Origin of the sequence: Hoeflea sp. TYP-13 (assembly GCF_040932035.1) — a bacterium.
Classification (GTDB): Bacteria; Pseudomonadota; Alphaproteobacteria; order Rhizobiales; family Rhizobiaceae; genus Hoeflea_A.
The window spans coordinates 810,751-834,603 of the sequence record NZ_JBFRBB010000002.1 but is presented as its reverse complement, the minus strand read 5'-3'; the positions used below and the strand labels follow the sequence as shown (position 1 = coordinate 834,603).

At 55.4% G+C, this 23,853-nt stretch carries 12 protein-coding genes; 5 read left to right on the top strand and 7 right to left on the bottom strand.

The window, feature by feature from the left end:
* Positions 1-47 precede the first annotated feature (47 nt).
* On the top strand, positions 48-1,367 hold the full coding sequence (locus tag ABVT35_RS14165; RefSeq protein WP_368467236.1) for an HlyD family type I secretion periplasmic adaptor subunit: 1,320 nt from the start codon (positions 48-50) through the stop codon (positions 1,365-1,367).
* 171 nt (positions 1,368-1,538) lie between these two features.
* On the opposite strand, the gene ABVT35_RS14160 is transcribed toward ABVT35_RS14165, so the two are convergent.
* From ABVT35_RS14160 to ABVT35_RS14150, 3 genes are all read right to left on the bottom strand, one after another.
* Positions 1,539-6,032, bottom strand: a complete 4,494-nt coding sequence (locus ABVT35_RS14160) for a cytochrome P450 (RefSeq protein ID WP_368467235.1) — start codon at positions 6,030-6,032, stop codon at positions 1,539-1,541.
* Positions 6,033-6,062: 30 nt separating this feature from the next.
* Entirely contained in the window at positions 6,063-8,039 is a 1,977-nt protein-coding gene (locus ABVT35_RS14155; RefSeq protein ID WP_368467234.1) for a hypothetical protein, read from the bottom strand.
* Positions 8,040-8,743: 704 nt separating this feature from the next.
* A complete protein-coding gene (locus tag ABVT35_RS14150) occupies positions 8,744-9,436 on the bottom strand; it encodes a Crp/Fnr family transcriptional regulator (RefSeq protein ID WP_368467233.1) in 693 nt (230 codons plus the stop codon).
* Positions 9,437-9,665: 229 nt separating this feature from the next.
* Between ABVT35_RS14150 and ABVT35_RS14145 the strand changes: the two genes are divergently transcribed.
* From ABVT35_RS14145 to ABVT35_RS14135, 3 genes are all read left to right on the top strand, one after another.
* Positions 9,666-11,324, top strand: coding sequence for a S8 family serine peptidase (locus ABVT35_RS14145; protein ID WP_368467232.1), 1,659 nt, complete (start codon positions 9,666-9,668; stop codon positions 11,322-11,324).
* Between the two features lie 90 nt (positions 11,325-11,414).
* Positions 11,415-12,275, top strand: coding sequence for a hypothetical protein (locus ABVT35_RS14140; protein ID WP_368467231.1), 861 nt, complete (start codon positions 11,415-11,417; stop codon positions 12,273-12,275).
* 2 nt (positions 12,276-12,277) lie between these two features.
* Positions 12,278-16,132: a hypothetical protein gene (locus tag ABVT35_RS14135; RefSeq protein WP_368467230.1), complete on the top strand. Its 3,855-nt coding sequence runs from the start codon at positions 12,278-12,280 to the stop codon at positions 16,130-16,132.
* 7 nt (positions 16,133-16,139) lie between these two features.
* On the opposite strand, the gene ABVT35_RS14130 is transcribed toward ABVT35_RS14135, so the two are convergent.
* Positions 16,140-19,031 (bottom strand): adenylate/guanylate cyclase domain-containing protein, encoded by a 2,892-nt coding sequence (locus ABVT35_RS14130; RefSeq protein WP_368467229.1) that lies wholly within the window; start codon positions 19,029-19,031, stop codon positions 16,140-16,142.
* A gap of 525 nt (positions 19,032-19,556) precedes the next feature.
* Complete coding sequence (locus tag ABVT35_RS14125) at positions 19,557-20,564, bottom strand: DMT family transporter (RefSeq protein ID WP_368467228.1); 1,008 nt, start codon at positions 20,562-20,564, stop codon at positions 19,557-19,559.
* 122 nt (positions 20,565-20,686) lie between these two features.
* Here ABVT35_RS14125 and ABVT35_RS14120 point away from each other — a divergent pair, with 122 nt between their 5' ends.
* Positions 20,687-21,544: a LysR family transcriptional regulator gene (locus tag ABVT35_RS14120; RefSeq protein ID WP_368467227.1), complete on the top strand. Its 858-nt coding sequence runs from the start codon at positions 20,687-20,689 to the stop codon at positions 21,542-21,544.
* A 128-nt stretch (positions 21,545-21,672) separates the two neighbouring features.
* Here ABVT35_RS14120 and ABVT35_RS14115 read toward each other — a convergent pair whose 3' ends face one another.
* Both ABVT35_RS14115 and ABVT35_RS14110 read right to left on the bottom strand, forming a co-directional pair.
* Positions 21,673-22,554 (bottom strand): SDR family oxidoreductase, encoded by an 882-nt coding sequence (locus ABVT35_RS14115; RefSeq protein WP_368467226.1) that lies wholly within the window; start codon positions 22,552-22,554, stop codon positions 21,673-21,675.
* 1 nt (position 22,555) lies between these two features.
* On the bottom strand, positions 22,556-23,776 hold the full coding sequence (locus ABVT35_RS14110; protein WP_368467225.1) for an acyl-CoA dehydrogenase family protein: 1,221 nt from the start codon (positions 23,774-23,776) through the stop codon (positions 22,556-22,558).
* Between the last annotated feature and the right edge of the window lie 77 nt (positions 23,777-23,853).

Here is a 23,853-nt window from a genome sequence, read left to right as displayed (position 1 = left end):
TTCTCAGTCAGAAAAACCAACTTCTTGACGATGGCAGGAGAGATGTCATGAAACGGCAGACACCTTCACACAGGTTGCGACGCAGCATCCGTGGCCTATGGGCACTCGGTATAGGCGTTATTCTCATTTGCATCATCGGATTTGCGGGATGGGCGACATTTACCAAGCTTTCCTCTGCAGCCATTGCCGATGGTCAGGTCAGCCCTGACGGCAGCCAGCGCACCGTGCAGCATCTGGAAGGCGGAATAATCCGCAACATGTATGTCAAGGAGGGAGACCTGGTCAAAACAGGTCAGGTTCTCGTGGTTCTGGACAAGGTTTTGGCGGAAGCCAATTTCAGATCCCGTTACCGCAAGCTGCAAAGGCTGATGATTGTCCGCACGAGGCTCATGGCGCAGGAGCGGGGCGAGGGCGATTTCAAACCCCCGATAACGGAAGAAATGCAGTTGGACCCGACCTACAGGGAGTTCGTCGAAAATGAGATTTCGACTTTTCATCTCAAGCAGCGGCTGATGACGGAACAGCTGGATATCTATCAGCGTCAGGAACTGCAGGTTCACCGCGAAATCGACAGCCTGATGGCGCAGTCGAAAGGGTTTCTGGATCAGGTGGTCTTCCTTGAAAAGGAAATCGAGGTAAAGAAAGGTCTTTTGAAAGTCGGGCTGGTACGTGCGCCTGAGCTTTATGCACTGCAGCGCAAACACGCTGAGCTTTCATCCGAAAGCGATGCCATCTTGTCCACGGTCGCGCGGGCCCGGCAGAAGATCGAAGAAATCGGAATTGCGAAAATAACCCTCAAAACGGAAGCCTTGGACCAAATTGCCGAGCAATTGGCCCAGGTGAACACCGATATTGCGCAGACCGAAGAGGCGCTCAATGCGACCGACGATGTGTTGCTGCGCACCAGGATCGTTTCACCGATTGAAGGCCGTGTGTTGAAGCTGAACATAAGAACGATCGGCGGTGTTGTGCGGCCGGGCGAACCGATTCTCACAATTGTGCCCATAGACGAAGAACTCATCATCGATGCGCGCCTTTCGCCTACCGACATCGACAATGTCAATTTAGGCATGTTGGCAAAGGTTCAACTATCCTCCTTCATGGCCCGCCACATGTTACCGCTGGATGGCGAGGTCATTCACATTGGTGCTGACGTGGTTACGGATCCGGACACACGGGAAAAGTTCTTCGCACTGCGTGTACGCGTCGACAGGGATGAACTGGCGGAAAGAACCGACGGAGTGGACCTGCATCCGGGCATGCCGGCGGAGGTCTTTGTGCAAACCGGCGTACACTCGCCCCTGCGGTATATATTCGATCCGATCATGAAGTCCTTCAACCGGGCATTTCGCGAGGAAACGACTTGAAGGGCAGGGGTGTCGTCGAACCCTATTTATGGCAAAGCGATGCCCTAGCGCAGTCGCATACGGGCAATGCCACTGACTGGCAGGAAAAAACAAGGGCCGGATGGACGCATCCGGCTCTTGCTCATGATTACGGACTGATCGGAAAGCCTGGTGGTGCTGATGATCCGCCGGTCATCCTCCGTGAATACTGCCCGCAGGTCCCGGCACGCCCGGGGCGATGAAGTCCAGGGCAGACCGGCTGGGCATGAAGAAATATCCGCCGCCTTTCATAGTGACGTAGGATTCAATCCCGTCGATATTAATCGGGCCATTGGGTGTTGGAACCGTAAATTGGGTTTTCTTCGTTGGATTGAGCAGCGGGTCAGCTTCAAGCCTGAGCCCGTGGAAGCTTTTTGCATTGCTCCAGGTCTGCTGAATGAACTCGAACTGGCGTTCAATATTTGAGTTGAAGCAGATGAACAAAAGCCCGCGCCCGGAACGACCGGCTTTACCGTCGGTCAGGGTCTCGGTGTATGGCCGTCCGCGGCGGATAATCCGATGGCGGTTCGAGATTTCGATTTGTTCCGGCTGATTTGGCGCAAAGGACTCCCGCGGGTTTGCGCGGCGGATATGGGCACCGTGCGGACAGCGGAAGCCCGGCGCGTCGTCCCTGCCGAACAGAAAATCATTCTCCGTCGAGTTGCCTTTCTCCGGTGCCGGCCTGCTCGGGTAGCGCACCAGCGGATGTCCGCTTTTCCAGCGGCCGATCATGCGGGCGGCAATCCATTCTCCGTCCACCGGTTCCGGTGTTGCGGCGTTGTTGTTCAGTTCAATCGCTTTGTTCTTCGCCTGTTTCCAGAAACCTTCAACATTCTGCTCGAGCTGGCGAATAACGATGAACGTACCGTTGCGGCCAAAATCACCCAACGGTGTACGGCTTGCGCTGAAATCCGCAAAGAGTTCTGTCAGGGCGTCTGGCGGATCGGGCAATTCGTTCTTGGGATCATGTCTGCGATGCACCGACGGGGAGGGCGGAAAGACCTGCTTATTGTCGGGATAGCCGAGGATAAATTCTCCCGGCTCCACGGTGTCATGCAACTCGGCCCCTTGCGCGTAGCGGTGTGTGCCCTTCATGATCGGCTGGGAGATTGCGTCTTGAAACCCGAATGGTTCCAATCCGGGGTCCTTTGTCGGAGCTGGATTACCGCCGGCCTTTTCAACAGAATGATCGCCGGTTTCGCTGCCGGAGGCCTGAGCTTCAATTTCCTTTGGCAGGAACCCGCATTCGATGCACTGGAGTTCATTGGCGACATTCGCGAAGTCCGAGCGGACCTTCTTTAGTTGTTCCTCCAATATTGTCTTGCCGGGGGCCATGACAATGATGACCATGTCGACGCCGGCGCGTTGCCTTTTTTTGTCCGCGGTGTCCGACCAATCCCAATTTTCAGGATCATTTCTTTCAACGTCACCTAAAATTGCGGAACGGCGCCTCATGCCCTGAACGAATGCCGGCGGGAAACTGCTCAACCCGTCTATATCTGAATCATCCGGCAGGCCCAGCTTGACAAGCCCTGACGATGACAGCCCCAAAAAGAAAACGGGTCCCGGGTGAATTTTGTCGCCATACCCGACCTTTCCCTTGTAATCGCGGAGAAACTCCCGCCGTTCCTCAACATTGTCTCCGGCATCCTTGAAGCCGATAGCAATGCACGCAGAGTGTCCCAGGTTTTTCATTCCATGAAAAACCAGGCTTTGCACTTCCTCGGTCTCGATGCTTTCACTTGGCCGTGGCCGTGAACCGAAGTAACTCAGCCAGGCGCGCGCCTCGCTATCGGTTTTCAGACGGGCCACGCCGTCCCGAATAAGCGCGTTGATGCGGATCTGCGTGTTGGTCATTTTCGGAAAGCGCGAGTACCAGAAGCCAGTGAGAACCTGTCTGCGCCTGACCCAGCGTTTGAAGCGGTCTCCGTCCTTCGCGCCATCGAACATAAGGTAGTTCGTTTTCGGGAAGCCTTCGCAATTGCTCCACGCTGCGTTCTGACCCTGATATGCCTTGTTGGAAAAATCCTCCAGATATGATTCCCAACTGCCGTCGTAGTTTGCCTGGAAGATCATCTGATCGCTACCGGGAAGACGAAACCATTTTGCGTGCCGGATCGTTCCGATATCCACGACAAAGCCCGGTCTGAACCAGTAGAGCACCTCTGCCTTGATGGAATGGAATGCCGCAGCCAGCGCTACCTTGCGTAAAAAACCAGGTTTCAGCGTGTTGACTGCGGTGATTTGATTTTGCTCAAAACCCGGCCGATCCTCTTGCGCTTCGATTTCGGCGATGTGATCTGCCGAGGGATATCTATTGTCAACATGGTCCTTCTTTTCCGCTCGCCGGAACAGAAACAGGCCTATTGCAAAAACGGCGATGGCCACACCGAGAATTCCGAACAGCAATGATATGAAGGACGACAGGAACGTTGCCAGGCCGGTAAGCCAGGCGTCATTGTCGACGATTGTTGCGACCTGGTATGTGCGCCTTGCCGCAAACGAAACAAGAATGATCGCCAACACTCCGTAAATCATAAGCGCCTTCGGCGACCGAAGGTAGCGAATGATCGCCTGCGAAAAAGACACCTGAGGACGCGCTGCGAATTGAAGTTTCTTTGCGCTCGGCCGGTACAGCAAATGTCTGAATTTCTTTGCTCGCCGAAGCTGGTCTTCGAACCGCTTGGCCTCCTCTTCATTGCCATTTTTTCGGTTGTGCTCGATACGCCAGTGGATTTCCGGATCATCGCGCAGATACATTCGAATTTCGCGGACGATGATTTTTGCAAAATTGCCGTGTTGTCCGTGGCCACCTACAAAGGGGTCGGAAATATCCCGTGCAAACTCATAGAATTCCTTTTCCTGCTGGATTTGTTTGACGGAAAACTCGCCTATCCCGTTGAATAAAAGCGCCATTCCTCCCCACGGTCTGATGCGCATTTTGGCGACATGCTTACCCAGGAAATCCTTTGTCGATTGTGGTGTCGGCTTGCCGCAGCGTTCGAGAAGCGGCTCCAGCACTTCCGAAACATGCTGGCCAACGGCATTTAGGATTTCCTGCTGGGTTCCGTCACCATTGATCTCGAGGATCAGCTTGTGGCGAAGCTGCTCCTTTTCCGTGAGGTCGGCAACAAGCATGCTGGCGCTGTGAACCAGCCCCGTCGCTTCGAATGCCTTGGCGACTTGAGGTGCTGCAGGGTTCTGGTACCGCTCCTCCAGCATATGCCGGACATTTTCAGCGACCGCCTTGTCCGCCAGCGGAATTGATATTGTCAGCATGGTTTGACCCTGCGAACAATTCTCCGGCTTGAATGTCATGACAAAATTGTACGGGAACGGCCCGAGGCGTTTGATGCCGGAAAAGCGGGAACGCGGCTTTAGTTCGTCCAAGCGGAAGAGCGCCTGGAAGGCGACGGTCATGATTTCAATGGCCAGCCACTTGCCGATGCAATCGTGAATGCCATACCCGAACATGTAATCCGGTTTGGCCGGGTGACCGGGTTTGAACGCATAAGGATTTGCGCGCGCTTTGGCGTCAACAACTGCGGATGTGGTCGCTACAAAGAGAACGTCGCCCTTTTTGAACCTGTGTTTTGAAGTGCCGGGTTCACCGAGAACCACATCCCGGTTCACATATCGCGCCTGACCGGGAAATACGCCGGGTTGGAAGCGGGCTGCTTCCATGATGATTTCGCTGACCTTTGTCTTGCCTTCTTCGTCCTTGAGTGCAGCTGCCGTCAAAGGCTTCAGCCATTTCGAGCGCTTTTTAATCAACACCTCGAGCAGATTGCCGGCGGAAATCAGGACAGTGGGAATATTGCCGCTGATCATTCCAACCATCATGGCCCGGATTCTATCCCTGGTCAGGAAATCTTTGCATTTTGTTCCGTCGTTCAGTTCAATTTCCGATTGGCTCAATACAACAAGCCGCTCAAGAAGAGTTCTGTTGTATGTGGCTCCCTTGGAGACCAGCCTTTCCCATTTTTCAATGGACTTATCGATGACGGCATTCAGGTTTCGAGCGGCTGCGAAGGCCGTTTTCCTCGTCTCTTCATTGCCATAGGGGTCGGCAAAAATCAGATTGCTGACGGCCAGGTTCCAGTGCGCAAATGATTTTGGATCATCGGCGTAAATGCCAAACAGGCCCAGGCAGGCCTCTGTAAGGACTGGCAGCATATAGTCTTCCAGAACGTCGATGCACCCGCACGAATCCTCCAGAAGTCCCCTGGCAGCAACATCCACTATCTCGGCCACCACGGCCAGATCCTCCCGTTCGTAGATCATTTCCATGATCTCACGCTGCCGGGCATGTTCTTCGTCATCGCTACCGAGGGCGAAAGTGACGCCACCGGTCAAAGCCTTCATCTCGGGTCCGAAAGGGACGCAGAAATCCTTGTGATTTTCAAGAATGGCCTTCACATCGACCGCGCGGGTCACATATTTCAAACCGAACAGCGAAAAGACACTGAATGGAGATTTACGAGCCAGCCTGAACAGCTTCGGCATCGCCCATCGTATGCCGGCGGATTTCATTCGGTCGAAAAATCCCGCCCGCATCTGGTTTATGGCGAATTCCGCTGGTTCGTTGAGTGCGGCTGCTAATATTTCTTCGTCTAATGCTGCATAGTATTTGCTTTTGAGTGCCATTGAATCCCCCCGAATTCAGGCAGCTTCTGTCTACCTGATCGCTGACAGTGCGGATTGTGTCGTTTCGTAAAGTTCTTTGACCCAGGAGCGGTCTTTAAACGGAAGCCACTGGAAGTGTTCCCAGGACAGTGCGCGCCCGGTCGACGCCAATCCTCTGGCGGCGTTTTCCACGCTCTCACGGTCCCCCAGTTTGTTTTGCGCGCAGATTCTGATGACGTGCCCATACCAATATCGCGGCTTGAGCCATATTGCGTGGGTGGCGTGCCTGATGGCGACGTGATGATTTCCAGCCATCAGATGTGCCATTGCGAGCTCTCCGAAAAAATCGAATATCAGACGATCGTTCGGACTTAGACGGATTGCAGTTTCGATGGGACTTATCGCCGCGAGCGGTTCACCAGACAGATAAAGGGTCGATCCAAGTTGGAGGTGGGCCATTGAGAGGCTTGGGTTCAGCTCGATCGATTTCCTCAGCAGTTCTTCAGCATGGCCGTGGTTGGAGCGCCAGGCTTCTGACATGCCGATCAGAAAATAGCTTCTGGAATCCGACGGGTCCAATGCCATTGCCTGGCGGGCGAGCGTGGCACCTTTGTCGATTTCATCGGGCGAGGCCCGCAAAACCCAGGATCTGTACAGATGCCAATAGGCCAGTTGGAGCAATATTTCAGGCTCTTCCGGGCGGATGGCATAAGCGGCGTCAAAATGTTCCTTCGCCTTGTCTGAGTCCTGCATGGTGAGCTTGCTCAGAAACCAACGCCCGCGCCAGATGTGATCGTGAAACGCGTCGAAAGACTGATCGGTTGAAATGACCCGGTTTTGTTCGGCGATATCGATTTTGTTGTCGATTATCCCGACAATTTCGCTCAGCATTTCCTTTATTCTTGATTGAAAACCGGCCCGCTCGATTTCGAATTCCCTCGACCACAGAGACAAGCCCGAAGCCGCATTTGTGAGCCTTATTCTCACCTTGATACCTGATCCCTGAACACCCAATTCGCCCTCCACCACATAGCGCGCGCTCAATTGATCGGCGATGGCGACGATGTCTCGGTTGCTCTCCCGGAAAACGGACGTTGAGCTGTAAGAAATCACCGGCAACCATCTGAGTTTTGCAAGGCCTTCGAGCAGGTCCTGGCTGATCCCGTCTGAAATGTATTCATACTCATCAAGCCCCGTCTTATTGATGAGCGGAAGGATTGCTGTGGAGTTGCTTAAGAGGAACTGATGACGATGCGCCCCGGCACCGGACTCCTGGGCGAGATCTTCCAGGAGTGGGGAAATCAGATCCTGTGACTTGAAGAATTCATGGTTTTTTTTGAGTGGGATTGCAGCCGGCTGCTCGCCAGCCTCCTGGCTGTTTCCCGAATAGACCCGCGCACTTTCAAAAAATGAGTTCCAATAATTACGCTGCTCACGGAGCCAGCTTTCAAATTCCTCGTCGGCGACATCAAGTCCTTCGAGGAATTGTGGAATTTCTCCGCGATAGGAGAGGGGCAATTCCCCTACGTCGGACAATTCTTGTGTGTCGATGGTGACCCTCGACAAATCGATAGAGATGATGTTGGCGTCGGCGTGCAATATGTCTTTGTGTGATCCAAGCCGCGTCCGGATTTCATAAAGCGTCTGCCGAAGACTGGCTGACCCCTGGCTTTCGGAGCGGTCGCTCCATAGGCGGTCCTGCAGCCATTTTCGGCCCCGGCGACCGTCCGGCGCCGTTGACAGGAGAGCGAGCAGCGCGACCGCCTTACGCCCCTTTGGCGCCAGCTCCTTTCCATCGTTGTCAACAAATGAAAATAGACCTAACAGTCTAATCCTGTATTGATCTGCCACGCCAGTATCAACCCCCACCCCGGGTTGTATTTTTATCACATTGGAAAAGTTCTTCAACGGATAAACACTGGGTTCGTTGATGGTGTCGGCAGTGTAAAACATGGGATGCAACATCCGGATTTTATGTATTGTTGTGGCTTGGATGATTATCCTTAGGCGGGGCATGCGAGCCGGCATAAATGTCTTGCTGACGGGTTGTATTGCGAATTATGCGTGAGGGAATCTCGGCACTCGTTGCTGCGGTAACGGGTGCAACATGGCGGATGGCTTTCTGATATTCATTTGCACCGGGAATAAACCCGTTGCACATGCCCGTGCATGAGTGGTCCTGCCACATAAGGCGCCCTTTCAAATTCGCGTTGCCGTGAAATCTAGCGGCACGGGCGTCAATCGAACGTCAGAGCAATGTCATTGCTGCTGAATTTATGGGGAAAACCAACGCAATCATGCGGGAATATGACCTGAAGACCAGATTTTGGATCAACGTCCTATATGGGTGAAGTTCGACGGATGGGCAGACGGATACCATCCGCGCAATACTGGAGAATTGCGCGGATGGCGAGGCGCATGGGAGTCATCTCCAAATGGCACGCACGCCAAATCCGGTCAGGCGCGAGTGGCCGGAATTAAGCGTATTTGCCCTTCGGTCCGGCTCCCGACTCCTTCCGTGCCCCTTACGTTCCCCGATCACGAAAGAAATGCCCATTGCGACCGTATGAATGTCCTCATTTACGGTGCTATTAGAATTTGACGGATGACGCCGTCGAAAAATGTGGGAATTCTCACACAATCACGAAAATCATTTTTTTCAAATATTTCGGGACCATAGTCCCTATCAGTTCCAAGCTTTGACTGTGTATGCGAAGCTGATGCAACCGCCGCTAGTAGAAATCCGACTGGGCCAGTTGTCGCAGTCGTTCGAGATCCAGCACTTCGATTTTTCTTCTGCCGGAATTTACGACTCCAAGTTTTGACAGGCGTGCAAGTTCCTTGCTGACAGCCTCCCTGTGGGTGCTCAGTTTGGTCGCGATCTGATAATGCGATGGCGCGGGTTCAATGAGGGATGTTTCGCCGGAGTCATTTTCCTCGACCATCCGGAGCAATTCCGTGCAAACCCGCTGATGAACAGCCATCGTGCTGTACTCGAACATGCGATCCGTCAGGTTGCGGTTTTTGCGCACCAGAAGTTCGGCCAGCTTGAGGCCAATCAGGGGGTAGTCAATGATGAGTTTGCGGAACTGATCTGAGTCCATTCGCGCAAGATAGCTGTCCTCGAGCGCCTCGATGGCTGCGGAACGGGGCTGTTGGTCTATCGCCGAGAATTCACCGAACACCTGGCCTGCCGAAATTTCCGCATAGGTTACTTCCTTGCCGTCGACCGAGTAGCCCTTGGCTGCGACACCACCCTCGACTATGAAATATACATCTGTCGTCTTTTGGTTCTGACTGATGACTTCCTGCCCCTTGGAGACGCGAAGCCACTCGCAATCCTCGCCAATTGCGTTGAGTTGATCGACATCGAGCTCGGCAAGCAAGTTAACAAGATACAGCAGGTTTTTGGCGCCAGATTTCATAAACCCCACCCTTGGGCCAACTTTCTTGCCCTAGAGTAGCGTTATTGGGTGTGGTGTGCAGCAAAATATTCCGTTGTCGTCGCATCGCAGATGAAATAGCGCGGCGATCGGCTGATTTCCGACATTGTGAGTTATCTCACATTTTGGCGTGCCCGGCTGTGTCATAGGTGCCTGATAACGGTCGTGCTGTGACCGCATTACAACCATTATTGGCATCCGGATACGTATTATGTCGTCGATCAGAACGCTAACCCGCCTGATATGTAGATCCGAAACCAGCGGTATTCGCGCAATCAAAGGGAGTGGCCGCTGCGCGCTGCCTGCCGATGAGTTGGCCTTTGTCCTGGAATATCCCGACAATCCCGATCTTGACGCGGCAAGGCGGAAACTGGTTGGTATTCTCGACGCGCTCGATTTCGTGCTTGAACCGCTGTTTCCCAGAAGTGCCGACGATCTCGCCCACTTTGTAGTGCTGCGGTTCCCGGGTGTCGACACGGGCCGTGCTTCGGATGCGCTTTTTGCTATCGCTTATGAGCTTGCCGAGAAGCTTGAGCTGGTTTCATGCGAGCCCTGCATCGGCGAGCACATAATGACTGTCCCGGAGCCACATCAAGACGACAGGACGGCAACTGCCGAGAGGAGCAGTATCAACGCAATGCACTGCTCGGCGCCCGCCGACAAACGCTGGGCGCTTGTCAACACGCGGGTTGTTGGCGCGTGGCGCCTTTCACCCGATCTTGGCAAGGGCATCCTCATCGCACAGCCCGACACCGGTGTTGCCAAGCATCACGAAATTGAATCCGAAAGCCTTCGGCTGGATCTGGCGACCGACATTCTCGTTGGCGACGATGACCCAACGGATCCACTCGATCCGGAAACCGCAAGTCCCGGGCATGGCAGCGGCACGGCCAGTGTCGTTGTTGGGCGTAGCACGGGAGAAATCAGTGGAGCGGCTCCGGGCGCGCAATTGGTTCCCATTCGTTGCATTCCGGACGTCAAAGTGGTCAACCCCGCACCCGTCGCCAGAGCGGTCAATCATGCGAGAGTTTCGGGTTGCCATATCATTTCCATGAGCCTTGGCGGCCTGGGAAGCGCTGCTTTGCGAAACGCCATTCATAGGGCCGTGGAAGCCAACCTCATCGTCGTGGCGGCTGCAGGTAACTGCATCGGCCTGACGGTCTATCCGGCCCGGTACCCCGATGTCATCGCGGTTGCCGGCACCAATATCAATGACCGGGGTTGGCAGGGCAGTTGTGTCGGCCGAGCTGTGGATTTTTCTGCACCTGCCGAGATGGTGTGGCGTGCTAAGCACGACATGACCACTGGCGGGAAACCAATTGTAGCGGGTGGGCAGGGCACGTCCTATTCCGCTGCTCTGACTTCAGGAATTGCAGCACTGTGGCTCGGCCGCCACGGCAGAGACAACCTCATTGCGGAGGCGCATTCGAGGCAAACGACAGTTCAGGAACTGTTTCGTGCAGCAGCACGTTGCACGGCACGGGTCCCGGCTGGTTGGAACAGCAGCCGCTTGGGAGCCGGCATAATCGATGCAGAAGCTTTGCTGAGGCTTTGTCCAAGCGAAATTCCGATTATTTCAGAAATTACTCAAATCCCTAATTCGGGCCTGTCGGAAGTTCAGCGCCTTGTATTTGAAGCAACCCACAAAAAGCCGGAGAGCAGAAATTTCGACTGGATGCGTTATGAGGCGGAGATAGCGAATCTTGCGTTACGACTGGCTCACATTCGCTCCCGGGGAAATGGTCAGTATATGAGCGGCGCCAGGCGGCGGTTTGCGGTTTCGGAGTCGTTGCGAAGGGCTGTTGAGGCCTCAGGCGATCCGGCACTGCGCGACCTGACCTTGAGTTTCGAAGCAGGCTTGCGTGAGTGACAACACGGCCGATCCGTGTTTGGCTGCATATATATATTTCCTGTTTGGAGGCCGCGCTCGTCAACTATTTGACCCCGGGGGGATAATATATTGCAAAGAGATCTGTTGAACTGGTCAATGTCAGCGACCATGGGTGGCGTAACCGAGATTGCGGTGATGGCGCCCATCATCAATGGGCGGGTGCCGGGCGAACGGCTGACCTATGAGGAAAAGCTCAGACGGGTGATCGCAACAATCACCGACCGCGCTGAACAGGGAATTCCCCACCAGCTTCAAACGATACCCAGCATACATTTCGGAAGGATGGTTATTATCCGCCCGGAACAATATCTGACCAATTCGAATGTTCCGGGAGTTGACTATCACCCAACTGATGCGGCTCAGGATCATGCACGGGGCGATACCGACAATCAGCCCAGAATTCCCAGGCAAATGGACGAATTCGATGTTTCTGTTGTCTTGTCTGGAGGCCGTGACGGCAGTCCACCCGACGACCCGCCTGCCTGCAATGAGACTAACGGTGCTTCTCCCCCAGCCACTTTTCATTCATGGCTGCTGACGATTGTGTCGTTTGACGGCGACCTCAAGGTTTATTTCAGGGATATCGCGGATTTTCTGGCACGTGATTTCGACGACGTCTTTGTGAATTGTGTAGACTTTCCAACGACGCGGGATTTTGGGAAATTCTGGCAGTGGATCAGACGATACCAAATATCCGTAGACCTGTTTTTGTGCACCTATCCTGATCTATCGGTTGGCCGGATCAAGCAGCTTGAGGATTTCAAGCGCAGTTTCGATGCCTTCGTTTCCAAAGTGCGCGCACCCACAGGCAGCAGGGTGGAAAACATGGACGAGCTGTTTGACGAATTCCTTCGCCACACCAAGCAATATGCTTCGGATTTTCCGACACCGGGTGGGACCTACCGCTCAAAGACCGGCAAAGGATCGTGACGATGCAGGACCAGGTTACAACCAAGCAACGCAGCTCAATCACCGATACAGCCGCTGAGATCCAGGCACACCTTGGGCAGCCGTCCAAGTTCGCAAACGGCAAAACACGCAATTGGTCGCTCTTTGTGTTCTTTCGAATCCTGAGCAAATCCGAGATCGACAGTTCACGAAGATTGTTCGCCAAGGTCGTTGCGGCGGCGGTTTCCTCCGGCAAGACGAAAAAGAAACTGGGCGAAGCTGACGATCTTGCCGCCGATTTGTGTTCACCGCAAATATCCGTCTACGAGGCTTCGGAAACCGGAGGTGCGCCGCATCAGGATGCATTAAGGGAACTGCCGCCCGCAGACCCGACAAGGGACCATTTTGCCTCAGAAGAGTTCAGGGCCTGGCTGAAATTGCTGTCAAAGGGCGATTATTCCGAGCTTGCGGGCAAAATAACGGAATTCTTCGGGGCGGGCGGGAGCCAACCCACGAGCCCTGCAGTCAAAAAACTCGCAAAGGCACTTGGTGCGGCCCTTGCCGGCAAGGACGGCATTTTCGGTGCAATTGAGTTGGTGCAGAGCAACCTGGCCCGAAATCCTGATGATGAAACCGGCTTGGTGTCGCTGATTTTGGCTGTCGCCCACCTCCTTAAAAATCCCGATCCCAAACTCAAAAAAGCAGTGGCGGGAATATTCGACCTGACCGCATTCGGCAGCGAAGCCGGTGAAGCGGGGGAGAAGGTCGTTGCTCACCGCCTCGTCGCCGTCTGCACCTACGAACTGCTGCGGCAATTCAAACTCGCAAGAGACGGTGCTGCCGATCGCGCCGGCGGCACAGGGCACGTGGCACCGGTTCGAACCGAGCGCGCCGAAGGTGGCCGGGCGGCTGATGGGGCGGCTGTCGATGAAGGTGCAGGTCCAAACGGATATGACACTGTGCCCATCAACATTGCCTTTACCTATCCCGGACTTGAAAAGCTGAATATCGACAGTGGCACGCTTCGTTCGTTTCCGGATGTGTTCAGGCAAGGCATGGCTGCCCGTGCAAAAAGGCTTGGTGACACCGGGCCGAGCGCTCCTGAAAACTGGGATGGTGAACTCGGCCTTCGCAGTGTCCATGGATATTTTACCGGCGGCTTCCAGGTCGGCAGGTTTTGCGATGACGGCAAGTGGAACCTTGGCCCCGAGGAACACTGGGCGCGATTGCGCCGTGATATTGATGACTTCAACGGTCGCAAGGGAAGCCGTGGAAAGATGCTGCGCCTCTTTTTGGGCGGGCTATTCAAACTCATCGGCATGGAGATCGTTCACATCGAATTGGGGCAAGATCCCTATTCGATAGAGGACGGAATGGCCGTGACGTCTGGTTTTCGAAAGGAACATTTCGGGTTTCGGGACGGAATAAGCCAGCCATTTGTCGACATGAAGCTCGGCAAGCCGATGCGCGGAGGAGCGACACCCGGACGCAACGGAACATGGGCGCCGGTTGCGCCGGGTGAGATTTATCTGGGGTTTCCCGATGAAGACGGAAACCAGGCGAGCCAGCCTGCAAACAAACTCCTTCGCGATGGCGGCACATTTCTGGTGTTTCGCAAACTCGAACAGGACGTCGCCAGATTCAGGACATTCCTCGCCGAGCAACGTCCTGATGATGCCTACGCGCAGCAAAAACTGGCGGCCCAGTTCATGGGCCGCTGGAAAGACGGAACGCCTTTGGTCATGGCGCCTGACAACCCGGGTGCGCTTGGGTCGGAAAAAGACCATCTCATCAACGACTTTCTTTATGTCAGGGATGATCCCGATGGCGACAAATGCCCCCTGAGCTCTCATGTCCGCCGGAGCAATCCAAGGGACATAGGAGGGCGAAACAGCGCTCGCCGGCACCGTATTTTGCGCAGGTCCATCGGTTATGGTGGTCCGCTATTGGAAGAAAACTCGCCTGGAGACGGAAACAAAAGGGGGCTTTTGTTTATCGCCGCCAATGCGCGCATCGATCTTCAGTTCGAGGTGGTCCAGGCTGATTGGATGAATGGCGGCGAGTTTCTCGGCCAGGCGGGTTTGGATCGTTGTCCAATCGCCGGCGCAAACTCCGGACGGCAGGAGGATCGGTTTTACGAAGCAGGTGCGGCAGCGCCCGTCACCGGCATTCCGCGGTTTGTAACAACCCGTGGAGGGGACTACTTCTTTGCGCCCGGCAAAGGCGCGCTCGAAGGAATGGCGGAACAGGACCGGTTCGAGTTGAATGAAGACGATCTGCTTTCGGCAGGTCACAGCATGGGCGATCCTCAAACGCCGGGTCTTTTTACCGAAACCAGGGTTAAAAACATTGTCAGGATGTTCCTGCCGAGGAAAAACGACGCGCGGCTTGTGCGGGTCAAAATTCCGGGCATTCCCGAAACATCGCCCTACAATGACGGGGCGAGCCTGCATGAGCCCGAAGGTCTCGGCGACAATATGTGTTTTGTCGGCAAATACGGCCACGTGTCCGATGTGTTGAGGCTGTTGGACGAGAACGGCAAAAGACGTTTTTCCGTTACCCAGTATCGCCAGGCGGGCAGGCGGGTGACGCGCGGCGATGATATTCTGATCGGTACGGAAATATCATCCGATACCGAAGAGCGGCGCGCTCGCCTCTTCACGCTTTTGAATGCTGCCTGGCTTACCCTGGATGAAGCCTTAAGACACCGGGACCCTGCTGAAAATATCCGCACGCGACTTGAGAGCATTGTTGCGGGACGCCTCAACGCAGCCATTGAGCGCACGGGAGACAGTCAGCGTGTCGATCTTGTTCGGGATTTTGCCAGTGACGCTTCCTATGCGGTCATATCCGACCTGTTCGGAACTCCCGGTCCCGGCTGGATTACAGAACTGGGGATTTCCTTGCCGTTTGCGCGGCAGCATGTTGGCCATCTCCACCCGGACTGGCTTGCCGCGCTAAAGGGAAAAGCCCCCGTTAATCCGGGGCTTGCGACCATGCAAATCTGGTCCATCCTGACGCTCGGCGATGTGTTCGGCAACATCATTTCATACAAGCCCTTGATGAATTTGTCCGAGCAGGCCGGCGCCGAGATGATCAACCATCTTAACCGGCTGATTTCAGATGCGTGGACAAAACGGCCCAGTGAAATAACCAACCTGCTTGATGCTTTCATTCATATCGAAGAGGACATGCTGAAGCAGTTCAACAGATATAGCCGGGCAGAATACCATGCGGATGTCAGTGCCATATTCTTCGAACTGATCGCATCGGCCATGGCGGCGATCCCATCCACATTCGGCAATATCATGGATTCGCTCTTCAGGTTTCGTATCGATCTGCCGATGCTGTTTGACCGGTTTACGCGGCTGGGAGTTCAGCCATACGGGGGCGGCGGCAAATACGGTCCTTCGCTGGTGACAAGGCTGATCTACGAATCCGAGCGGCTGAGTCCGAATTTCAAGATCCTGATGCGCCGTTGCGTCAAATCGACGGAACTGGAGCCGGGCGTCAAAATCCGCAAGGGCGAGTGGGTTGCGGCACTCGTAGCAGCCGCCAACCTGGATGGTGCCGTCTTCAAGGATCCCTACCGGTTTTCGCTGCATCCGTTTGTCACCGATCATCCACCACGGCCGATGGAGAACTATCTGCTGTTTGGTGCGGTGACCCATCCAAAATCCGGCGAGACGGATATTGAGACCCGGGTTCGCGGTCGTCACTGTTGGGGACGCGATGCCGTGGCCCTCTACATACTTGAGCAAAGCGTCATGGCAGCCGCTCGGCTGGATGGCCTCAGGAGAGTTGCAGGACAAGCCGGTGAGGTCCAGGATCTCGCCGGAGCAACAACCGGTCTTTGGGGACGTTTCAGCAGCGTCCTGCCCGATTGGGCGGACAAATAGGGTTGGGCTACACCAGCGCCTTGAAGCCGTGCTTCGCACACAGCATTCGGTGTTCCTCAATGTCCTGCTTGAGCAACGGGCTGTTCGATTTGATCGACGAACTGATCTGCGCCCTCAGTGCCAGGCCCTGTGCAATCAGGCTCGGGTTGTTGATGCTGCGACCAATTTCGATGGCCTGATCAATAGCGGGCATGCTCCGTTCCACCGCGCCGGAGCGGAATAGCGCTTCGGCATAGCCGGCATAAAGATAGTAGATTTCCAAGCGGCCGGTTCTGAGATGGAGAGCCTTTTTGAAACAGTCCTCCACCAGATCAAGCGCTTCGTCTGCCCGGCCGCTGCGGGCGAGCGCCGTAGACAGCAGACCTGTGATGTGAGGTTTCGGAGCGTCATAACCGTGCCGATCGACAATTGTCATTGCCTGCTGAAGACTCTCAACTGCTTCAGATGTGCGTCCCGTCATGATCTGATTTCGGCCGAGTGCGTTAAGTGAGATGACTTCCGAGTAGGAGTTGTTGCAGGTCTTTGAGATTTCGAGCGATTTTAGCGCGTATTCGTGGCTTTCTTCATATTCTCCAATCTCGGTCAGGAACCAGCCGAGGAATGCGCGTGAAATAGCGCCCGGTATTCCCGTTGCTCCCAGCTGCGCTGTTTCCAGTTCGCCGCTCAGCTGATCGCACAGGCTGCGCTGAAGTGAAAGCGCGCGATCCATATCGCCCATGGCGTGATGAAGGACCGACAGGACATGTTGGGCAGCAAATATGTGGGGCAGCGATTCCATTGTTTCGGCCATGTCCAGGGCCTCGCTGGCAATGGTTACCCCGTCCTCATACCGGCCTTCGAACCAATCAACCATGGCGATGTGGCACATGGCGGCGCAAATCTGGTTTTTGCGGCCCTGCTTGGTCGCCAGCTCCATCGCCCTTGGCAAGTGGCTGTGCATTTTCGAGAATTCGCCAAGCTGCAAAAGCGATGCGCAAACCATCAGTGTGAAATTCACGAACATCTTTTCCGCGGGTTCACCAACCCGCTCGATGCATTCCAGCGCCCGGTCGAATATCAGCTGCAGCGATTTGCCGGCCGCGCTTCGGTTCGCGCGGTTGCCCGCCAGCCAGAAAAACTCAAGGGCTGTCAGGTCATCGCCAGCGGCTTCAGCATGAAATGCCAGACGTTCGTATTGTCCTCCCAAATCGGGATAGGTGGCCTTTATGGTTTCAATTGCGGCCTTGTGAACGTCCGTCCTGCGTGAGCGCGGAACCGTTATGGAGCAGGCGTCGGCGATGATCGAATGGCGGAACCGGACAGTCCGTCCGGCAACAGCATTGGTTATGGCAAGCTTCTCCAGGTCGGTAAGCGCCTTCATGAGGTCTTTTGATTCCATGCCAAGGACCTTGCCAGCGAACTCCAGCTCAACCTCCTCACCGAGAATACTGAGTGCCTGGGCGCAGTATTTTGTCGTGGGTGGCAGTCGGTTGAGACGTGCATGAATCATTGACTGTACACTTTGCGGAATCGATAGAATCGAGTCGGGATCTTCCGTGCCGATGGAGCAGGCGAGCTGTTCGAGCACGAATGGAATACCATCCGCCTGATCGAGAACTTTCTCCAAATTCTGTTCGCTGGGCGTCTCATCGGACCATAATTGACGAGCCAGTTGCCGCATCTGGTTTCTTGACATGGGCTCAAGTCTAAAGACGTTGTCGGCGATCTGTTGTGCGTCGTAGGCGGCTTCGGGGCGACCGGTCACCAGCACGAATAATGGTTGTTCGCTGGCGGCGGCCTTGAGCATTTCAAGGCAGACCAGACTCTCGGGATCGACCAGATGCAGGTCTTCGATAAGAAGTACAGTGCGGCCCTTCAGACCAACTTGCGCGAAGGTTTCAACAAGCGCTTTCGCGGTTTCCTTCAGCGACAGGTGAGAATCGCCGCCGCCGGAGAGCTCGCGCTTATCCGGCATTACCATTGTTTCGAGTACGCCGGGCTCAATGAAATCGAATCCGGCTTCACCGAGTGCCTTTTCAATCCGCTGCCCCGGTGACTGCTCGTCCAGTTTCAACGCATTCAAGATCAGGCTGCGCAGCACTGCGAAGGGTGTGGTGCGCTTTTGCATATCGCCGCGAAAAACCAGCAGCTGGTCTACTGAATTTTTCGATACCGCCTCGTCGATGACTGCGATGGCAAGGCGGCTCTTACCAATGCCCGGTTCTCCGATTATGGCGTATATCCGGTTCTGCGTCGCATCTCCGAATATTGCATCGCCAATGGTTTTGCGTTCCCTTTCGCGCCCGACGATCGGATTTGTATATCGGAGCATCGCACCGTTTGCGGCGCGACGATTTGCAGGTGCGCACATCTGGGAAACGCTCGAACTGATTTCATCGAGTATCTTAAGATCTGACCGCGGCTTATGCTTGAAATCCAGACGGCACAGTTCAATCGTGTCTTCGCTGATCAGTATTTCACCCGGTTCAGCGCTCTTTTCGAGACGGGCAGCCAGATGCACCGTGCCGCCGACCAGATCGAGCTGGGAGCCGCGTTCAAGTTCCAGATTTCTCAGCCCCACGAGGCCGGAATGAACGCCTACCCGAAACTGGACCTTGTTGTTGTCGGGGTCGAGCACCGGATTGTTTTCATCGTAAGGGTGCTGAATGTTCCAGGCCGCCTCACATGCGCGGTCAGCATGGTCTTCATGGGATTCGGGCCACCCAAATACGGCAACGCCACCATCTCCGGCAAAACTGACGAGCAAGCCGCCGGCTTTTTCTACCGAGCTGCGGATGTGAGTCAGTACGTCATCGACCATGAGTTGGGCGTCATCCGGATCGACTGACGCGATACGGTTTGTCGAACTTACCGCATCGACGACCATTACGGTGACGATGCTTCGTTCCGGGTAGGCCATAGTGTGCAATGCCAACGCCCCTGAATTCAGCGAATAGGCTCTGTTCCGGAATTCACGCGATGGTGTCGACGTGAATAATCAGTAAAAAACCTTCCAATGTGAAACCCGTGTAAAATACCCCTCAAATTTTAGTGGTAGGCATTTTGCCCGCGGAACATACCTATCAGAAATATTTGTGTCGTGTCACCGGGTTAGCTGTGCAAAGCGATTGGTCCGCCGGACGTAAATATACTTTCAGCAGGAGATATTTACGCCCCTCGGCAATCTCACAACGGCTTGTAGTTCCATGATATTCAGGCATTTCAATGTGATTGCCAAACCAGTGGATGCGCATGGCCATCTGGCACGGATAATGTCAGCAGGCAAATAAAATTGACCTGGGCGTGGGAGGCCATTTGCTTTGTCGACTGCCATAGCGACAAACTTTGCGGAATGCATGGTGATACGCACCTGCACGGCGACAGACTTCGGCACATGCCAGGATGTTTGCCGAAACAGGACCCGTTTATTGAAGTCCAGCCGCCCCTACAGCCGCAGCCGAATGCCGCGACCTGTCGCGAGGGGCCGCTTTCTGACAGCCTCGCGGTTCAAGACATAAATACCGCTGCCGACGATCAGCACAACACCCAGAATTGTGGTGGAGGACGGGTATTCCGTCCAGATCAACACACCCCAGAACATCGCCAGCGGCATAGCCACGAACTCGAACGGTGCAACAACACTTGCGGGCGCTATGCGGTAGGCTTGCGCCAGACAGAAAAAGCCGACGGCTGCTATCAATCCGCAAATCAGGATTAGCAATCCGTCGAAAAGGCTTGGCACTGTCCAGGAACGCAACAGAAATGCGATGCTCGGATGGCTGATCGTCGCAAATTTGCCGTCCCCGATGAGTGCGCCGGAAATCGCGCTGAACAGAACAAAAACAGCCATTGCAAAAAAGGCAAGGCTTGCGCCGGACTGGGTCTTGCCAATTCGCCGGGTAATAATGGAACTGGACGCGTAGGTCAGCGCCGCCAGCAAAGGCAGCACGGCGACCGGGTTCAGCAGGCCCGCACCGGGACGCATAATCACAACAACACCAGCGAAGCCCACGATCACAGCCGCCCAGCGCCTTATACCAACCGTTTCTTTCAGGAACAAAGCCGAGAACAATGTCACAATCAGTGGCGAGACGAAGAATATGGCGGTTGCTTCGGCAATGGGCATTGCGACCAGCGCCATGTAGTACGCTGTGTAGGAGAGCAAACCGAGCATACCCCGCAGACAATTGAACCAGGGGTGGGGGACCCGCAATGTCGAAAATCCACCGCTGAAATAAACCATTGCGCCGATCGGGATCATGGCGATCAGCCCTCGCAGGAAAACGATCTCAAACGCCGGGTAAGTACTGCCGATCCAACGGATGATAACATCCTGGAGGCTGAATATGCCGATTCCGAACGCAACCAGCACGATACCCTGTATCGGCGAATCCGCGGCTATGGGAGGGAGATAATTCGGAGCGGCCGATATTCGATGATTTACGAAAGACATTTGGCCTCAAGCTCCGACTGGGTTTTTCCGGTACAGATTGACGCCATTTTGTTGATTTGAAAAACGAATATAATTTGTGATCTTAATCGAACATCTCGATCAACTGTATATGGGCGGATTCGATGAACCTCGATCACATCTGGACGTTTCTGGAAGTTGCCAAGACAGGCAATTTCAATCGTGCGGCGGAAAATCTGAACATTACCCAGTCCACGGCAAGCGCCAGGATCAAGTCGCTGGAGGAGCGGGCAGGGCACCCGCTTTTGAACCGCAGCCATTCCGGCTGTGAACTCACGGCAGCCGGCGCTCAGTTTTATCACTATGCGAGCGGCATTCAGCGGCTTTGGCAGAAGTCACAGCAGTCCGTGGCGCTCAAACCCGGCTTTCGCACGGTGTTGTCGATCGGTGCGCAGGTCAGCCTCTGGGAGCGCCTGGTTCTAGAGTGGATGGCGTGGATGCGAAGCAAGGCGCCTGACGTCGCGTTGCGCGTCGAAGCGGATTATTCACCCAGCCAAATGCGCCAACTGTCCGATGGCCTGCTGGATATTGGCGTTATGTACCAGCCGCGAAACACACCCGGGCTTGTCGTGGAGAAACTGCTCGAAGAAAAACTGGTTCTGGTCGCCACAAAAAAACGCAAGGTATCGCCGGGCTGGGTCGAGGATTATGTATTCGTCGACTGGGGTGACGTCTTCCTTGGAGCCCATGCCGAGGCTTTTCCTCAGATGGAAACGGCGGCAGTGTCCGTCGGTCTTGGTGCCCTGGGTCTGCAGTACATTCTTAAAAATGGCGGATCCGGATATTTTCCGATCAGGGTTGTCCAGTCGCTGATCGACGAGGGGCGCCTGTTCCAACTGGACGACGCGCCCGTCCTGAGCCGGCCGGCCTATGTTGTCTATCGCGCCGATCCGGTCGATCAATCGGTAATGGATATTGCGCTCGACGGCCTGCGCAGGATCGCCTCGGAAGAGACCGGGTGAGTGTTCGTGCGACGTTTGGTTTACGGATCTTATGATCTGTACTTGTCACGCCTTGACAGCGCACGAATTCGTCGGAGCCGTTTTTTGGCAATGGCTTTCTTTTGGGCACAATAAACCAACCCTAAAGACTAGTCCTTGAAATAGTCCGGTTTTCCGGTTGTCCAGGTTTCGCCCCAGTGCTGGCCGCCACCGGCGACGTTGAGGACCTCGCCTGTCACATATCCTGCAGCTGAACCGCCAAGATAGGCGCAGGCTTCCGCCACCTCCCAGGGATTGCCGTTGCGCATCATCGGATTGGACCGGTAGTAGAGCGCGCGGGCCTCGGGCGTATAGACCTTCCAGCCCTCGGTTTCGATGGCGCCCGGCGCGATACAGTTGACGCGAATGTTGAGCGGTGCCCATTCGACAGCCAGGTTCTGGCTGAGGCCGACCACGCCGGCGCGCGCGGCAACCGTGTGGGCGACGCCGTACAGACCCTGCCGCGTCACCACAACGATGTTGACGATCGAGCCGGGCACATCGGCATCGCGCCAGCGGCGGGCCGCCGCCTGCATCATGAACCAGGTGCCGTTCAGATTTGTGTTGATGACCGCGTTCCAGCCCTTTTCGGTAAAATCGATGGCCGCTTGCGGAAACTGCCCGCCGGCGCTGTTGACCAGCAGATCGAGCCGCCCGTGTTCCTCCCAGACCGTTTCGAACAGGTCGTTGACGGATTCGGGGCTTCGGATGTCGAGAGCGATGCCGCTTGCCGCGATATCGTGCTCCTTGAGTGTTGCGACGAGGGCGTCGAGCTTTTCCTGGCTGCGGCCTGCGACAATGACATGCGCGCCCAGGCGCCCAAGCAGCCAGGCCGTTGCGCGGCCAAGTCCGCCGGCGCCGCCGGAAATCAGGGCCACCTGACCGGCAAATGCGTCCGGCGCATAGACCGTTGGCATGGTCGCCAGTGCCGTATCGTCAAATCCGCTATGCGCATCCACGTTTGAATTTTCGTCGTTGCTGCCGTTTGTCATGTCACTGAATGTCTTTCAGCAATTCACCGGCGATGATCAGCTTACGGACCTCTGTCGTTCCGGCGCCGATTTCGAGAAGCTTGATAGAGCGATAAAGCCGGTTGATTTCCGATTCCCATATATAGCCCGAGCCACCATGAACCTGGACAGCCTTGTCGAGCACCTGGTGTGACGCTTCCGCAGCATACATGACGGACGCTGCCGTGAGCATATGGATATCGCCGCGCCCGCCGCCGCCGACTTCCAGCGGCGCTGCCGCGGCCAATGTGCGGTAAGTGAAGGTGCGCATCGTTTCGACCGCGACATACATCTCCGCAATCATCGACTGAACCATCTGGAAGGAACCGATCGGTTTGCCGAACTGCTTGCGGGTCTGGGCGAAATCAATCGACAGTTCGAGCGCCCGCTCGGCAACGCCCAGGCACAGCGGGGAGATCATTGAGCGCTCCAGGTCAAGTCCGCTCATGACGATGGAGACGCCCTTGTTTTCTTCGCCGACGAGATTTTCCGCCGGCACACGGCAGTCGTTGAAGACGAGTTCGGCCGTCTGGCTGCCGCGGTAGCCCATCTTTTCAAGCTTTTGGGCGACTTCGAAGCCGGGAAAATTCTTTTCGACTATAAAGGCGGAAATGCCGTGGGCGCCGCGTTCCCTGTCGGTTTTTGCATAAACGAGCAGGACGTCGGCAACCGGGCCGTTGGTGATGTAGATCTTAGAGCCGTTCAGGACATAGTGGTCGCCGTCCCGGCGTGCAGTCGTGCGCATGGATCCCAGCGCATCGGATCCGGCGCCCGGCTCGGTCAGGCCAAGCGCGCCGATCTTGCGCCCCGAGCACAGGTCAGGGAGGTATTTGCGACGCTGATCCTCATTAGCGTTGCGGTAGATGTTGTTGACGCACAGGTTCTCATGCGCCACCCAGCTTAGGGCCAGCGCGTGGTTCCAGCGTCCGAATGCCTGAAGCAGCAGACCTGAGGTCACGAGGTCAAGGCCGACGCCGCCATATTCCTCCGGCACCGTAATGCCGAAAAATCCGGCATCGCCCATTTTAGGAAAGGCATCGTCCGGCCACCACTCTTCCGCATCCATCTTTTCGGCAAGGGGATAGAGCTCATTGCGCGCAAAGCGGTCCGCCTGATCCAGGATCTCCCGCTGCTCGGCATTGAGGTCAAACGTTCCGCCATCATCGAAATTGGCAAGATAGTCCGTCGGCGCGGCGTTGGTCATCAGTATGCTCCTCCCTTGATGCATCGGGGTGAATCGGATCACCGCCGTTACCGCTCTCCTGGCGGAAGTGCCAAAAG